Source organism: Nonomuraea rhodomycinica (assembly GCF_013363995.1).
Taxonomy (GTDB): Bacteria; Actinomycetota; Actinomycetes; order Streptosporangiales; family Streptosporangiaceae; genus Nonomuraea; species Nonomuraea rhodomycinica.
The window spans coordinates 1-12,462 of record NZ_JABWGO010000001.1; the positions used below are offsets into that span (position 1 = coordinate 1).

16 protein-coding genes are annotated in these 12,462 nt (G+C 71.7%); 5 read left to right on the plus strand and 11 right to left on the minus strand.

The features are described from left to right. Nucleotide 1 precedes the first annotated feature (1 nt). Entirely contained in the window at nt 2-127 is a 126-nt protein-coding gene (locus HT134_RS46650) for a BBE domain-containing protein (RefSeq protein ID WP_312888071.1), read from the plus strand. Between the two features lie 54 nt (nt 128-181). Here HT134_RS46650 and HT134_RS00010 read toward each other — a convergent pair whose 3' ends face one another. The 6 genes from HT134_RS00010 to HT134_RS00035 all read right to left on the minus strand — a co-directional run bounded on the left by HT134_RS00010 (nt 182) and on the right by HT134_RS00035 (nt 5,650). Then, entirely contained in the window at nt 182-1,243 is a 1,062-nt protein-coding gene (locus tag HT134_RS00010; RefSeq protein ID WP_175598179.1) for an MFS transporter, read from the minus strand. Nucleotides 1,244-1,300: 57 nt separating this feature from the next. Then, entirely contained in the window at nt 1,301-2,371 is a 1,071-nt protein-coding gene (locus HT134_RS00015) for a MerR family transcriptional regulator (RefSeq protein WP_175598180.1), read from the minus strand. Between the two features lie 210 nt (nt 2,372-2,581). Next, nucleotides 2,582-3,091, minus strand: a complete 510-nt coding sequence (locus tag HT134_RS00020) for an MFS transporter (protein WP_175598181.1) — start codon at nt 3,089-3,091, stop codon at nt 2,582-2,584. Further along, nucleotides 3,085-3,723 carry an MFS transporter gene (locus tag HT134_RS00025; RefSeq protein WP_175600014.1) on the minus strand — a complete coding sequence of 213 codons (639 nt, stop codon included), beginning with the start codon at nt 3,721-3,723 and terminating at the stop codon, nt 3,085-3,087. The genes HT134_RS00020 and HT134_RS00025 overlap by 7 nt, the downstream gene beginning before the upstream one ends. Nucleotides 3,724-3,819: 96 nt before the next feature. After that, complete coding sequence (locus HT134_RS00030) at nt 3,820-4,428, minus strand: HD domain-containing protein (protein ID WP_246363496.1); 609 nt, start codon at nt 4,426-4,428, stop codon at nt 3,820-3,822. 64 nt (nt 4,429-4,492) lie between these two features. Further along, entirely contained in the window at nt 4,493-5,650 is a 1,158-nt protein-coding gene (locus tag HT134_RS00035) for a pyridoxal phosphate-dependent aminotransferase (RefSeq protein WP_175598182.1), read from the minus strand. A 57-nt stretch (nt 5,651-5,707) separates the two neighbouring features. Between HT134_RS00035 and HT134_RS00040 the strand changes: the two genes are divergently transcribed. After that, complete coding sequence (locus tag HT134_RS00040; RefSeq protein WP_175598183.1) at nt 5,708-6,253, plus strand: helix-turn-helix domain-containing protein; 546 nt, start codon at nt 5,708-5,710, stop codon at nt 6,251-6,253. A gap of 146 nt (nt 6,254-6,399) precedes the next feature. Here the strand turns inward: HT134_RS00040 and HT134_RS00045 are convergent, their stop codons facing one another. Continuing rightward, nucleotides 6,400-7,518 (minus strand): FAD-dependent oxidoreductase, encoded by a 1,119-nt coding sequence (locus tag HT134_RS00045; RefSeq protein ID WP_175598184.1) that lies wholly within the window; start codon nt 7,516-7,518, stop codon nt 6,400-6,402. Nucleotides 7,519-7,658: 140 nt separating this feature from the next. Here HT134_RS00045 and HT134_RS00050 point away from each other — a divergent pair, with 140 nt between their 5' ends. Continuing rightward, the gene (locus tag HT134_RS00050; protein ID WP_175598185.1) at nt 7,659-8,222 is read left to right on the plus strand and encodes a dihydrofolate reductase family protein; all 564 of its coding nucleotides are present in this window, start codon (nt 7,659-7,661) and stop codon (nt 8,220-8,222) included. Between the two features lie 103 nt (nt 8,223-8,325). Here the strand turns inward: HT134_RS00050 and HT134_RS00055 are convergent, their stop codons facing one another. Beyond that, nucleotides 8,326-8,613 carry an SDR family NAD(P)-dependent oxidoreductase gene (locus HT134_RS00055; protein WP_246363497.1) on the minus strand — a complete coding sequence of 96 codons (288 nt, stop codon included), beginning with the start codon at nt 8,611-8,613 and terminating at the stop codon, nt 8,326-8,328. A gap of 77 nt (nt 8,614-8,690) precedes the next feature. On the opposite strand from HT134_RS00055, the gene HT134_RS00060 reads away from it, so the two are divergent. Continuing rightward, on the plus strand, nt 8,691-8,942 hold the full coding sequence (locus tag HT134_RS00060) for a DUF4242 domain-containing protein (protein WP_175598186.1): 252 nt from the start codon (nt 8,691-8,693) through the stop codon (nt 8,940-8,942). A 59-nt stretch (nt 8,943-9,001) separates the two neighbouring features. Further along, the gene (locus HT134_RS00065) at nt 9,002-9,631 is read left to right on the plus strand and encodes an RICIN domain-containing protein (RefSeq protein ID WP_175598187.1); all 630 of its coding nucleotides are present in this window, start codon (nt 9,002-9,004) and stop codon (nt 9,629-9,631) included. Between the two features lie 38 nt (nt 9,632-9,669). Here HT134_RS00065 and HT134_RS00070 read toward each other — a convergent pair whose 3' ends face one another. From HT134_RS00070 to HT134_RS00080, 3 genes are all read right to left on the minus strand, one after another. Further along, a complete protein-coding gene (locus HT134_RS00070; protein WP_312887897.1) occupies nt 9,670-10,182 on the minus strand; it encodes a GNAT family N-acetyltransferase in 513 nt (170 codons plus the stop codon). Next, a complete protein-coding gene (locus HT134_RS00075; RefSeq protein ID WP_175598188.1) occupies nt 10,179-10,913 on the minus strand; it encodes a phytanoyl-CoA dioxygenase family protein in 735 nt (244 codons plus the stop codon). Before HT134_RS00075 ends, HT134_RS00070 begins: the two co-directional genes overlap by 4 nt. Before the next feature lie 144 nt (nt 10,914-11,057). Continuing rightward, on the minus strand, nt 11,058-12,425 hold the full coding sequence (locus HT134_RS00080) for a right-handed parallel beta-helix repeat-containing protein (protein ID WP_175598189.1): 1,368 nt from the start codon (nt 12,423-12,425) through the stop codon (nt 11,058-11,060). Nucleotides 12,426-12,462 lie beyond the last annotated feature (37 nt).

Sequence of the window (12,462 nt, forward strand, 5' to 3'; positions counted from 1 at the left end):
CGTGCTGTCCCCCGGCGAGACGGCGGCGAAGTCCTTCTCCGCCGGCACGCTCGCGCGGCTGCGGGAGATCAAGCGGGCCCGCGACCCGCACAACGTGTTCCGCGCGAACTACCCGGTGCTCGGATAGCCGGCCCACGCCCTGGCCCGGCGGATCTTCCACCAGCGGTACCCGGCCCGGTGCTCATCCGTTGACAGCATCCGGGCCGGTTTCTGTCAGCGATCTGCTCTCGGGGGCGGCGTAGTGCCACAGCTGAGGCACCACCCACACGATCGCGGCGACGGTTGTCACGGCGAGCAATCCGCCCATGCGGATCGTCACTTGAGGGCCGTACACGGCCGCGGCCGTCCCATGCAGCAGGTTGGCGAGCTGCGGGCCTCCGATCAGAACGACGGTGAGTGAGCCCTGGATCCGGCCACGCATGGCGTCGTCGGTGTACGCCTGTGAGATCGCGTTGCGGAAGGTGCTCAGCACGAAATTCACCGCGCCGCCGAGCATGAGCGCCCCCAGGGCGAGCCACAGCTGGCGAGCCGACCCGAGGATCACGACGGTTCCTCCCCAGGCGGCGGCAGCCGATGCCATCAGAGCACCGTGGTGACGGGCGCGTGTGAACGTCCCCGACATCAGCCCTGCCGCGAGAACACCGGCAGGGTAGGCGGCGTAGAGCAGCCCCAGCTCCAGACCTCCTCCAGCGGGCCCGCCATAGGTGTGTTGCGCCAGCTCCGGAAGAAGCGCCACCGGCATCCCGAGAACCATCGCGGCGAGGTCCACCGCCAGCACGGCCACGAGCACCCGGTGGGCAAGCAGGTAGCGGAACCCGGTGAGCACCTGTCCCAGCGCGGAAGGATGCCGTTCATGCCGTGCCGGCGCATCGTCGGACGGTGCCTTTGAGCTCGCGTCCGGCGATCCGTCACGTTGCACCTGGTACGGGCCGGGCAAGATCGGCGGTAACGTGGCGACCGCCCACACGACGGTCAGCAGCGCGACGGCGTCGAGCAGGTAGAGCGTGCCCAGTCCGACCACCGGCATCAGCAGGCCCGCCAGTATCGGGCCCATGATCGACCCGGTGTGGCGGACGACCGAGCTGAGACCGTTCGCCGCGGGCAGCAGGTCGACGGGTACGAGGCGGGGCACCGTGGCGCCCATCGTCACCATGATCGCCCCGAAGGTCAGCCCTTGGCATGCCACCAACGCCAGCAGGACGGCGACAGAACGGCTTCCCAGTGACGTCTGCGCCCACAGCATCGCGTAGGAGCGTGTACGCGCCCAACGAACGTACAGCCGACGCCCTCAAGCGACCGGTCACAGCGTCACCACGTCAGCCACCACGCAAGCGATGTTGTCCGGGGCCCCCGCGTCGTAGGCCAGCCTGACCAACTCATCGAGGACCTGCTCAGGGTCTCCCGTGCCGCTCAGCACACCGCGCAGGGGCTCTGCCGCAACGACGGCGGACAGTCCGTCGGAGCACAGCAGGTAGCGGTCGCCGGCCAGGGCCGTATGCAGTGACAGGTCCGGCTGGGACTGACCCATGCCCGTGAGCGCGCGGACCAGCAAGGCGCGTTGCGGATGCGAGACGGCCTCCTCCTCGCTCAGGCGGCCTTGGTCGACCAGCGACTGCACGTAGGTGTGGTCGTGGGTGATCTGGAAGATCTCGCCATCGCGCAACAGATACGCCCGCGTGTCACCGATGTGCACCAGCGCCAGCTGGGAGCCCGACCACAGCATCGCGGTGAGCGTCGTGATCGCCTCACTGGAGGGTGCCGACCCGGTTATGTCCTGGATCGCCAGGTCGGCTTGGCCCACCGCGTCGGCGAGCGCACCGAGAAGGTCGCCGGCGGGGATGGCCTTCGTCTCCAACGGCTTCAGCGCGTCGACGGCCGCCACGCTCGCCAGATTCCCGCCCGGCCCGCCTCCATCGGCCACCGCCAGCAACCGGGCGCCGGCGTAGGCGACGTCGTCGTTGCTCGTACGCACCAGTCCCAACTCCGACCGTGCCGCATAGCGGATCCCGATCATGGTTTCGGCGTCTTCCACGGCGCTACCCCTTCCAGACAGGTAATCGACGAGGAAAGTGGCGAGTTGCTCGCGTACGGCGGTGTCGGCCATGACCTGCGCCCAGTAGTCGGCAACCTGCTCGGCCGCCGCCTTCGGGTCGAGGTCGCACACCTGGCGGATACGGGCCAGCGGCATGCCCAGACGCCGTAACCACGCGATCAACCGGGCCCGCTCCACCTGCGTCGGATCATAGAAGCGGTACCCCGACTCGCCGTCCACCGCAGCCGGCCGGAGCAACCCGAGTTCGTCGTACAGCCGCAACGCCTTCGGCGACAATCGCGCGGCCCGGGCGAACGTCCCGATCGTCAGCAACCCCACATCAACCCTCCTCGTACCGGCCGGCACGACCGGCACCACGATGCTGCGCCTTCACCCAAGGGCAAGGTCCATACCTCACCGCCGGCAAGGCGATCAAGAAAGAAATAGGTCATCAGCCCTGAACGGCATCGTGCTGGTCGTGGCGAACGAGGCGCTACGCAGGCCTCTGCTCGCGGGCCAGCAGCACGCGTACGGCGCCGTATCCGTCGATCATGCTGGTTCGTCTGCCGGTGTCCACGCCGTCGCCTCTCCTGAGGCGGGGTGCCGGGCCTTGCGGGGCAGCAGGGCCATCGGCGCCACCAGGACGGCGGCGGCCGGGGCGCCCCAGAACAGGACGTCGGGGATGGCGGCGGCGGTCGCCGCCGGGCTCGGGGGCCGGCCCTGGAGCTCCCGGGTGAGGAGGGTGCTGGGGATCGCCACGCCGAGCGCCAGGCCCAGGCCGCGGACGGACACCGCGGCGGAGGTGGTGGCGGCCAGGTCCGCGGGGGAGGCCGCGTTCTGCGCGACGACCACCAGGTTCTGCATCAGGAGCCCGAACCCGACCCCCAGCACCGCGATCTCCACGGCCAGCACGGCGTACGGGGTGTCGGGGGTGAGCCGGCTCAGCAGTGCGAATCCCAGCACCGCGACCGCCGAGCCGGCCGGCAGGTAGGGCTTGAACCGGCCGCTCGCACCGATGCGGGCGCCGGCGAGCGAGGAGACCGCCATGAACGTCAGCACGTACGGGTTGAGCGCCAGTCCCGCCTGGGTGGCCCCATGCCGTACGCGGCTTGCAGATAGGTGGGCAGGTAGACGATCGAGCCGCCGAGCAGCGCACCGAGCAGCGCCGTGGCGGGGAGGGCGACGCGCAGGGTGCGGTCGGCGAACAGCCGCGGCGGCAGCAGCGGGTTGGCCGCCCGGCGTTCCCACCACACGAACACAGCCGCCAGAACCGCCACCGCGCCGATCAGCGCCAGGATCACGCCGGACGTCCAGGCGTACGTGCGGCCGCCCCATTCGGCCGCCAGCAGCAGTCTCACCGTGGCGCCGGCGATCAGCGCGGCCCCGGGCAGGTCGACCTGGCCGTCCCCGCCTGGCCTGGGCAGCCGCAGCGCGAACGCGGTGAGCGCCATGGCCAGCAGCCCGAGGGGCAGGTTGATGGAGAAGATCCAGCGCCAGCCCCACGCGTCGGTGATCGCGCCGCCGGCGAGCGGGCCGCCCACGCTGGTTAGCGCGAAGACGCCGCCGGTGAAGCCCTGGACCCGGCTGCGCAGACGGGCCGGGTACAGCTCCGACAGCGCGATCGTGGGCAGCACGAACAGCGCTCCGGCGCCGATGCCCTGGAAGGTCCTGGCGGCGATCAGCTGGGGGATCGTCTGTGCTCGCGGCGGCTGAAGCCCGCGTCCGGGCGGAGCCGCAGGTCTCGGGGGTGACGCCGAGCTCGTGAGGTGAGCGCGCCGTCGTCATCGTCAGGTGTCGAGCGGGTTGCGGGCGATGCGGTCGGCCACGCCGCCGGCCACGGACTGCGCGGCGGTGCTGCCAGGCTTGCGCGCCGCCTGTTCGTTGAAGCAGGCCATGAACTCCTTGGCCAGGTGCAGACGCGGGTGGCGCTCGAGCACCTCGCGACGCAGTTCGGCGGGGATCCGGTCGATGTGGCGGCCGGAGATGTCCATGGCGGTGGACAGCTCCAGCAGATGGCCCTCCGGGTCCTCCTCCGCCTCGACCTCGGGCCACATGTGCCGGATGATGATCTGCGACGCCCGTGTCCGGCGCTGCGGGGGCCAGCCCGCGCCGGCGCCGAAGACCCAGGCCACGTGGCCGCCCGCCTCCTCGAAGGGCACGGTGTGGCTGTCGAACTCCGCCACCAGGCCGATGTCGTGCAGCAGGGCCGACACGTACAGCAGTTCGGCGTCGAACGCGATGCCGTTGTGCCGCGCGTGGGCCGCCGCCCAGAGGTAGGCGCGGATGGAGTGGTTGAGCAGAGAAGGCGTGTGGTACGCCGTCGCCACCTCCAGGGCGCCGCGGCAGGCTTGGGTGTCAGGGATCAGAAGATCGTCGAACCTTACCGCTGTCATCATGTCCTCATTTGTCGGATATCGGAGGGGTGGGGTCAGGGCAACCCCCGGCGTTCGCGGCCGGTCGTCAGATGGCCAGGCGGAAGCGGTCGCCGAGGCCGGCGAGGCGTTCGACGGGTTCGTTGGCGAAGACCATCCGCAGGTAGTGCCTTCCGCTCGGGCCCCAGCCGTCCATGGGGGTGGCTGCGACCTTCGCCCGGTCGAACAGGCGCTGGGACAGTTCGGAGGCCGCCAGGTCCAGGGGCCTGGTGTCGAGGAGGAGTGACCAGCCGCCGTGCGGCCGGATGACCGGGTAGGCGGCAAGCTGGTCCAGGACCGTCTCGCAGCGCCGCCGCCATTCGGCGGTGGCGGCGGCGACGTCGGCCTCGGCGTCGGGCGCGTCCAGCGCGGCGGCCACGGCCTGCTGGGCCAGGCCGACCTGGCAGACGACGTTGGTCAGACCGACGAGGCGGATGTCGGCCATGATGGGGGCGGGCCCGACGACCCAGCCGACGCGCCAGCCGATGAGCCGCAGCTCTTTGGAGGCCGAGCCGACGGTGATGGTGCGCCCGGCCAGTCCGTCGTGGGCGGCCGGGTGGCTGGGAGGGCGGCCGTCGAAGCGGATGCGTTCCATGGCCGCGTCGTAGATCAACCAGGCGTCGTGGCGTTCGCAGGCGTCGGCGAGGGCGGACCAGTGGCGTTCGTCCAGGACGAGACCGGTCGGCATCGCCGGTCCCATCATCAGGACGGCTGCCGTATCAGGCCCGACGGCGTCGGCGAGTCGTTCGGGGTCGATGGTCCACCCGTTCGCGGTCGGCTGCGCGGGGACGAAGCGGGGGACGCCGCCCGCGAGCCGGACCCGGTTGACCAGGCCGGCGTAGACGGGGTCGCACAGCACGACCTCCTGCCCGCCCTCCACGGTGGCGAGCAGCGTGTTGAGGATGCCGTTGAGCCCGCCGGCCACGCCGACGCACTGGGTGTCGGCGTCGTAGGCGCGCCCGGACAGGCGGCCGACGTGCGCCGCGGCGGCCGCGCGGAGCGAGCGGTGCCCGGGGAACGGCAGATAGCTGTTGGCGGAGTCGGCGTCGACGGCGGCATGCGTGGCGGCGAGGGCGACGGCGGGCGGACGCAGGTCGGTGTCGAGATTCTCCAGCCGCAGGAACTCCGGGTCGCCCGCGGCGTCGGCCGCGTCGCCGACGGCGTCCACACCGATGCCCGGGATGTCGCGCAACCGCGTCACCGTCATGCCGCCTCCACAGTAAGATACTTTTACTGGTACGTGCATATCACTATGCTGATACGCATGGACCTTACGCAAGTGGTGGGGCAGAACGTGCACCGGCTCCGTACGGCGGCCGGGACCTCACTGGCCGACCTGGCCTCCGCCAGCGGCATCAGCAAGACCACGCTGCACGGCATCGAGCAGGGCCAGGGCAACCCGACCCTGAGCACGCTGTGGGCCCTGGCCACCGCGCTGAAGGCCTCCCTCGGCGACCTGCTGGAAACGGCTGCCACGACGGTCGAGGTGGTACGCGCCGGTGACAGCCGGCCGCAGGTCGAGGGCGACGCGGTGAGCGCGCGCCTGCTCCACCGCATCAGGCTGCGCGGCACCGTGGAGGTCTACGACATCGCCGTCGGCCAGAACACCCAGCACTCCGACGCCCACCTGCCGGGCGTGGAGGAGTGCCTCGTGCTCACCTGCGGACACGTCACCGTCGGACCCGGCGACTCCCTCGCCGACCTGGGCGAAGGCGACTCCATCCGGTTCGACGCCGCCCGCCCGCACCAGTACCAGGGCCACGCCGCCCACAACCGCGGCATCCTTCTCATGGTGCATCCCGACAGCTGAGGAGAGCGTCACGGTCTGGTGGCGGCCCGCCGCCGCGGCCGGGTCGCAGGGCGGCGCCTGGTCGTCGATGACCCGGGGGTTCGTAGGGCGGGGGATGCCGGAAGGGGCCGCGACGGCGCCCGTATGTCGCGGGCTCGCGTCGACGGTCAGGAGGGCTGGACCTGGTCGAAGTGGGCGACGGCTTCGGCGGGGTCCGGGCTCACGAGGCGTTCCAGACCAGCCGCTGTGATCTTCGCCCATCTGCCGGCTCGTACCCACATCTGTTCCTCGAAGGCGCGCACGGCCTTGTCCAGATCAGCGGGGCCGGCGGCGATGGTCTCGGCGAGTTCGGCGCCTTCGAGCATCGCGAGGTTCGCGCCCACCCCCAAGGGCGGCATCAGGTGGGCGGCGTCGCCCAGGAGCGTCACCCTGGGGACGTGGGTCCAGGTGTGGTTCACGGGCAGGACGTACAGGGGGCGGTGGACGAAGGCGGTGCCGTGGCGGAGGAGGTCGAGGACGGGAGCGGCCCAGCCGTCGAACAGCACCAGCAGACGTGATCGCACGGCCTCGGCGTCGGCCAGGTCCAGGTTCTCGTGCCAGTCCAGCGGCGCGCGGAACCGGGCGTACACCTTGACATGGCCACCGCTGTTGCGCTGGGCGACGAGAGTCCGGTTCACGCCGTACACGGCCACGGAGCCGTCGCCGATCAACCGGGCGAGGCCGGGGTGGCGGGTGTCGACGTCGTCCAGGGAGGTCTCGACCACGGTGATGCCGGTGTAGTGCGGCGTCACCGGCGAGACCGCGGGGCGGACCCGGGACCAGGCGCCGTCCGCGCCGATCACGAGGTCGAACGTCTCCTGCCGCCCGTCCGCGAAATGGACCCGTGCGCCCTCCCGGGTCCCCGGCACCACCTGGGTCACGCCCCGCCCCCACTGGACGTCGAGAGGGCCGAGCAGCAGGTCACGGAGGTGCCCGCGGTCGATCTCGGGATTGGCCCGCTCGTCCGGGTGGGGTCGCCAGTCGCGCAGTACGGTCCCGGCCGTGTCCAGGATGCGCATGGCCTGGCCCTCCGGACGTGACAGCGCCTCGAACTCCGCCGTCAGCCCGGCCTTGTCCAGCGCGAGCTGGCCCAGCCCTTGGTGCAGGTCGAGCGTGCCGCCCGGGGGGCGGGCGTCGGGGGCGGGATCGCGTTCGAGGATGGTGACGGGGTGGTCGTGGCGGTGCAGGACGCGGGCGAAGGTCAGGCCGGCGGGACCGCCTCCGACCACTGCGATGCGATGTCTCATGTCGATACACTGTATTGATGTGAGACGGTGTATCGCAACAGTGCGGTGTAAACATGACGGTGGGGGATGGGCGCAAAAGCGATGAGTTTCGCGGCGTCCGGAAGTCTTACGGTCGAAGCCATGACCGAGGAGGACTTCTGATGCGCAGCGTCACCTATGCGATGAGCGTCTCACTTGACGGCTACATCGTCGGGCCGGACGGCGGCTTCGACTGGACGGTGCCCGGGAAGGACGTCTTCCGCTTCTGGATCGACGAAATACGCGGCGTCGGCGTCCACCTGCTGGGGCGGCGGCTGTACGAGACGATGCTGTACTGGGAGAGCGCCGACCAGGATGCATCGCTCGACGACTCGGAGCTCGAGTGGACCGCGCTCTGGAAGCCGCTGCCGAAGGTGGTGTTCTCCACCACGCTGTCGGCGGTGCAGGGCCATGCCCGCCTGGCCTCCGGCGGCCTGGCGGAGGAGATCGAGCGGTTGCGAGCCGAGCCCGGGGAGGGCGAGATCGCGATCGGCGGCGCGACTCTCGCCGCCGAGGCGGCCGCGCTGGATCTGATCGACGAGTACCGGGCGATGGTGTACCCGGTACTGGTGGGCGGTGGCATCCCGTTCTTCGCCCGGCACGAGCGCCGGGTGGACCTCGATCTCGTCGAGACCCGCACCTTCAGCTCAAGAGTCGTCTACCTGCGCTACCGCGTGGCGCGCTGATGCGCCCGCCGTTCATGCCTGCATGCCGCCGTCGACCGGGAGGACCGCTCCGGTGACGTACGAGGCGCGGTCAAGCGGTCGTTCCACGCGCGCGCCATCTCGGTCAGTGTGGTGCCGGGAGCGATGGCGTTGACCCGGATGCCCTCGGGGCCGTGGGTGATGGCGGCGACCTCGCCGGGCCGCCGGCCGCCCGGATCTCCTCGGTCACCGCCTTGAGCTGGTCCTCGGTGCGGGCCGCGAGCAGCAGCCAGGCGCCCTTCCGGGCGAACAGCCGCGCCGCAGCGGCGCCGATGGCGCGACCGGCCCCGGTGATGAAGGCGACTTCGCCGATGCCCTCTGGCTTCCCCGGCCCCGGCCCCGCAGGAAATCCGGGCAACGCGCGGCGCAACATAGGGAACCGCTCCCGATCCGGCCCCCGGGCCCCCGTCCCTACGGTTGGCGGGACTCACCACGCAACGGGAGGCCGGTATGCCGCTCTACATGGACGTCCACACCGTCGCCGAGGGCGTCGCGATGGCCGACGTCGCCCAGGCGCACAAGGCGGACCTGCAGCTTCAGGGCCGCCACGACGTCAGCTACCTGCGCTACTGGGTCGACGAGACCCAGGGCACGATCTTCTGCCTGGTCGAGGCGCCGTCGGCGGAGGCGGCCGCCGCGGTGCACCGCGAGGCCCACGGGCTGGTGGCCGACCAGATCTTCCAGGTGCAGGAAGGCAGCTGACCCGCCGCAGCGCCCTCACCCGACCGCTCGAAACCCCGACAGGAAGCGAGAAGACGCCCATGAACAAGCTGCTGCTGGCCGCGGCGCTCTCCACGGCCGCCTGCCTCGTGCCGGCCGCCGCCCACGCGGCCGACCACGCCACCACCTATGCCACCACCCACCCCGCCGACCAGCCCGCCCCGGCGCCGATCTCGGCGCAGCCGACCGGAGGACCGGTGGCGCCCCCGCCGGGCCCGGGGCCGCTGGCCCTGGGCGGCTTCTTCCAGGTCCAGGAGGCCGAGCAGAGCAGGTGCCTGGACGTCAAGGACGCCTCCACCGCCGAGAACGCCCTGCTGCAGCGCATCACCTGCAAGGGCAACGACGCCCAGCTGTGGCAGCCGACCCTGCTGTCGAGCGACGGTTCCGGCACCTTCGTCTACCAGTTGTCCAACCGGGGCAGCGGCAAGTGCGTCGAGGTCAGGAACGAGGTCGCGGCGTTCGGCGCGCAAGTGGTGCAGCACACCTGCGACCCGAGCCGCCTGGCCGGCGAGCGCTGGCTGCACCAGGGCGAGATCCCGCCCACGGGCGTGGGTTTCGGCCCGTTCAGGTCGGCCCTGGACCCCTCGATGTGCCTGGACACCCTCGGGCAGCTGGCCAAGGTCTTCACCTGCACCAGCCCCAACGACGCCCAGCTGTGGCGCCTGCAGTGACCTGACGAGGGCCTCCCCGCCCGGGGAGGCCCTCGTAGTCACGGCCGCACAGCGCGGCGCAGCACCATCCCCGGCCAGTCGCCGACCGTGAACGGAGCCTCCCGCTCGAACCCCCACGCCTCGTACCAGCGCACCAGCCGCCCATCCCCACCGGCGTAGCAGTCCACGCGCAGCACCTCGGCCCCGCGCTCGCCGGCCTCGGCCAGCGCCCGGTCCAGCAGCGCGCCCCCCACGCCGAGCCCGGAGAACCGCCGGTCGACCACCAGCGCCTGCACATACAGCTCCGCGACCTCGGCCGGCTGCACGTACGCGGCGGGGGAGCCCACGCTCACGCAGCCGGCCGGCTCGCCGTCGACCTCGGCGATCCGCAGCCCGCCGCCGCCCGCCCACCGCTCGACCTGTTCGGTGCGCCTGGCGTCGCCGGTGAAGGGCCGCTCGCCCCACTGACCGGTGATGCCGCGGCTCACCAGCCACGCCACCGCGCTGTCGAACATCGCCAGCACCGCCGCCACGTCACCGCCGTCGCCCGGCCGGATCCGCACCCCGCTCACGCCGCACCCCACGCGGCCCGCGCCAGCACGCAGTCATCAGCGGGGGACAGCGGCTCGCGCAGCATCACCGGCGCCTGCGCCATGAACCGCGGCCGGGTGCCCCGATGCTCCTGCGCCGCGTGCACCGTGAACGGATGCACCACGTACATGTCGCCGGGCACCCCCGTGGCCGGCGCCTCCTCCCGGCCCCGGCTGGCCTGCTCCAGCAGCGGCCCGGCCACCCTGAAGTCCATCGGCTCGCCCTGGCCCAGCACCGCCGGGGCGTCGCGGTGCGAGCCCACCCGGATCCGGGTCGGCGCGTCGTGCTCGCCCACCTCCGACAGCAGCACCAGCAGCAGCAACGTGTGCGGCCGCCCGCTCACGTGCCACGCGCCGTCCGCCCCCGGCGTGTTGGCGTCGATGTGCCAGCCCCGGTCGTCGGCGGGCGCCACGTCGGGGAAACGCACCGGGATGTTGCCCAGGCTGCCGCGCGGCACCCAGGCGCCCGGCCCGGCCACCGCGTCCAGCGCCTGCCGCAGCCGCTCACCGCGGATCAGCGTCCCGAACGGCCCCTCACCGGTCAGATCGGCCGTCCACACCACCGGCTGCGTCCAGCCCGAGCGGTCGTCGGGGGAGAGCCCCATGCGCTCCCACAGCAGGGCCCGCGCCCGGTCGCCCACCTCGCGCGGCGCCACGCCCTCCACCTTGGCGAACCCGTCGGCGACGAACCGCTCCACATCGATCACCCTCATGGGCGGCACGCTAGCAGCGCCGTCCACCCATTTTTTCTGGACACATACCGCTTTTATGCGGATGTGTCGGGTGCGTCCCGCCCGCTCCCGCGACCATCCCCCCAGGGACCATTCCAGGAGCGGGCGGAACACCCTACGGCGAGATCAGCCCGCGGCCACGTACTCGTACGCGCCCGCCTCGATCCGCCCGTCCTGACCGACCGCCACCCCGTCCAGGTCGACGTCGTTGAACCTCGTCACCCCCAGCCCGATCGCCGGGCTGGTGCTCAGCAGGTGCAGCGGCCGGTTGGCGTCGAACTTCGGGTCCTTGCGCACGTTCGCCGTCCCCGCCGACATCTGGAACTGCCCGCCGTAGAAGACGTTGTGGTCATGGGCGGTGAACGCCGCGCCGGCGTAGGCGATCTTCTTGGCCGCCACCACGATGTTCTGCGACAACGTCAGATGCGCGTTGGTGCAGCTCGCGTCACACACCACGCCCTCGGCGTCGGCGTTGGGCAGGTGCATCGTGTTGTTGCGGAACACCGTGCCCAGCACCGGCCCGTTGGTCTCGATCCGCCCGTCGTCGTGCACCGGGCCGCGCGTCACCAGACCCGAGCGCGAGCGCGGCCCGTAGATGCCGTTGTACTCGAACACGTTGCCCGACGTGCCGTCCGGGTCGTTGCTCGTGCCGTCGTCATTGCGGCTCGTGCCCAGTTCGGTGAACGTGTCCACGTCGAAGGCGAGGTTGTGGTGCACCCGGTTGCGCGACCCCATGAAGATCTCCACCGCCGCGCCGTCGAAGCCGTAGTCGTAGCTGAAGGCCACCGACCCGCTGATGGTGTTCCACCCGATGTTGGAGTCGTCGCCCTGCACCAGCACCGCGAACGCCCCGGAGTCGTCGTTGGCGTTCTCCTCCTTCGGCGTCAGCGTGCTCATGTGGTTGTTGTCGACGAAGTCGTTGCTGGTCACCGCCGTGTAGCGGGCCGTCGTCTCGATGTAGACCCCCGCCGCCGCGCCGGTGATGAGGTTCCTCTCCACGACGTTGTCGTCGCCGCCCACCTTGATCCCCGCCCACGAGCAGCGGCCCGCGTCCCGGGCCACCCCCACCTGCAGGTGGTAGACCTCGATGTGGTTGCCCGCCAGGTCCACGCACGCCTCGTCGTCGCCCATCACGATCGGCGCGGCGCCCGTGCCGTAGGCGTCGACGACGATCGGCGCGGACGCCGTGCCCGAACGGCTGACCGCCAGCTGCCCCGACCACGAGCCGCCCCGCTTGAGCAGCAGCTTCGACCCCGGCTCCAGCGGCGCCGCCGACGCCTTGGCCAGCGTCTTCCACGCCGTGGCCGCCGAGGTGCCCGCGGCCGCGTCGTCGCCGGCGACGCTGTCGAGGTAGTAGACGGGGGCCGCCGCGGCCCGCGCGGCGGAGGCGGAGGCCACGGCGGCCCCCGCTCCGGCGATCACGACCGTCAGCGCCGCCGCCGCGGCGCCCACGGCCCTGGAGGCGGCGCAGGTCTTCGAGGTTAAGCCAGACACGGGGATTCAGCCTCCTGAACGAAGATCATCCAGCTTG

Coding starts and splice junctions, on each gene's coding strand:
- HT134_RS00045 (WP_175598184.1), bottom strand. CDS start 7,518: ATGAGACATCGCATCGCAGTGGTCGGAGGCGGTCCCGCCGGCCTGACC.
- HT134_RS00050 (WP_175598185.1), top strand. CDS start 7,659: ATGCGCAGCGTCACCTATGCGATGAGCGTCTCACTTGACGGCTACATC.
- HT134_RS00010 (WP_175598179.1), bottom strand. CDS start 1,243: ATGCTGTGGGCGCAGACGTCACTGGGAAGCCGTTCTGTCGCCGTCCTG.
- HT134_RS00075 (WP_175598188.1), bottom strand. CDS start 10,913: ATGAGGGTGATCGATGTGGAGCGGTTCGTCGCCGACGGGTTCGCCAAG.
- HT134_RS00040 (WP_175598183.1), top strand. CDS start 5,708: ATGGACCTTACGCAAGTGGTGGGGCAGAACGTGCACCGGCTCCGTACG.
- HT134_RS00030 (WP_246363496.1), bottom strand. CDS start 4,428: ATGATGACAGCGGTAAGGTTCGACGATCTTCTGATCCCTGACACCCAA.
- HT134_RS00055 (WP_246363497.1), bottom strand. CDS start 8,613: ATGTTGCGCCGCGCGTTGCCCGGATTTCCTGCGGGGCCGGGGCCGGGG.
- HT134_RS00065 (WP_175598187.1), top strand. CDS start 9,002: ATGAACAAGCTGCTGCTGGCCGCGGCGCTCTCCACGGCCGCCTGCCTC.
- HT134_RS00060 (WP_175598186.1), top strand. CDS start 8,691: ATGCCGCTCTACATGGACGTCCACACCGTCGCCGAGGGCGTCGCGATG.
- HT134_RS00035 (WP_175598182.1), bottom strand. CDS start 5,650: ATGACGGTGACGCGGTTGCGCGACATCCCGGGCATCGGTGTGGACGCC.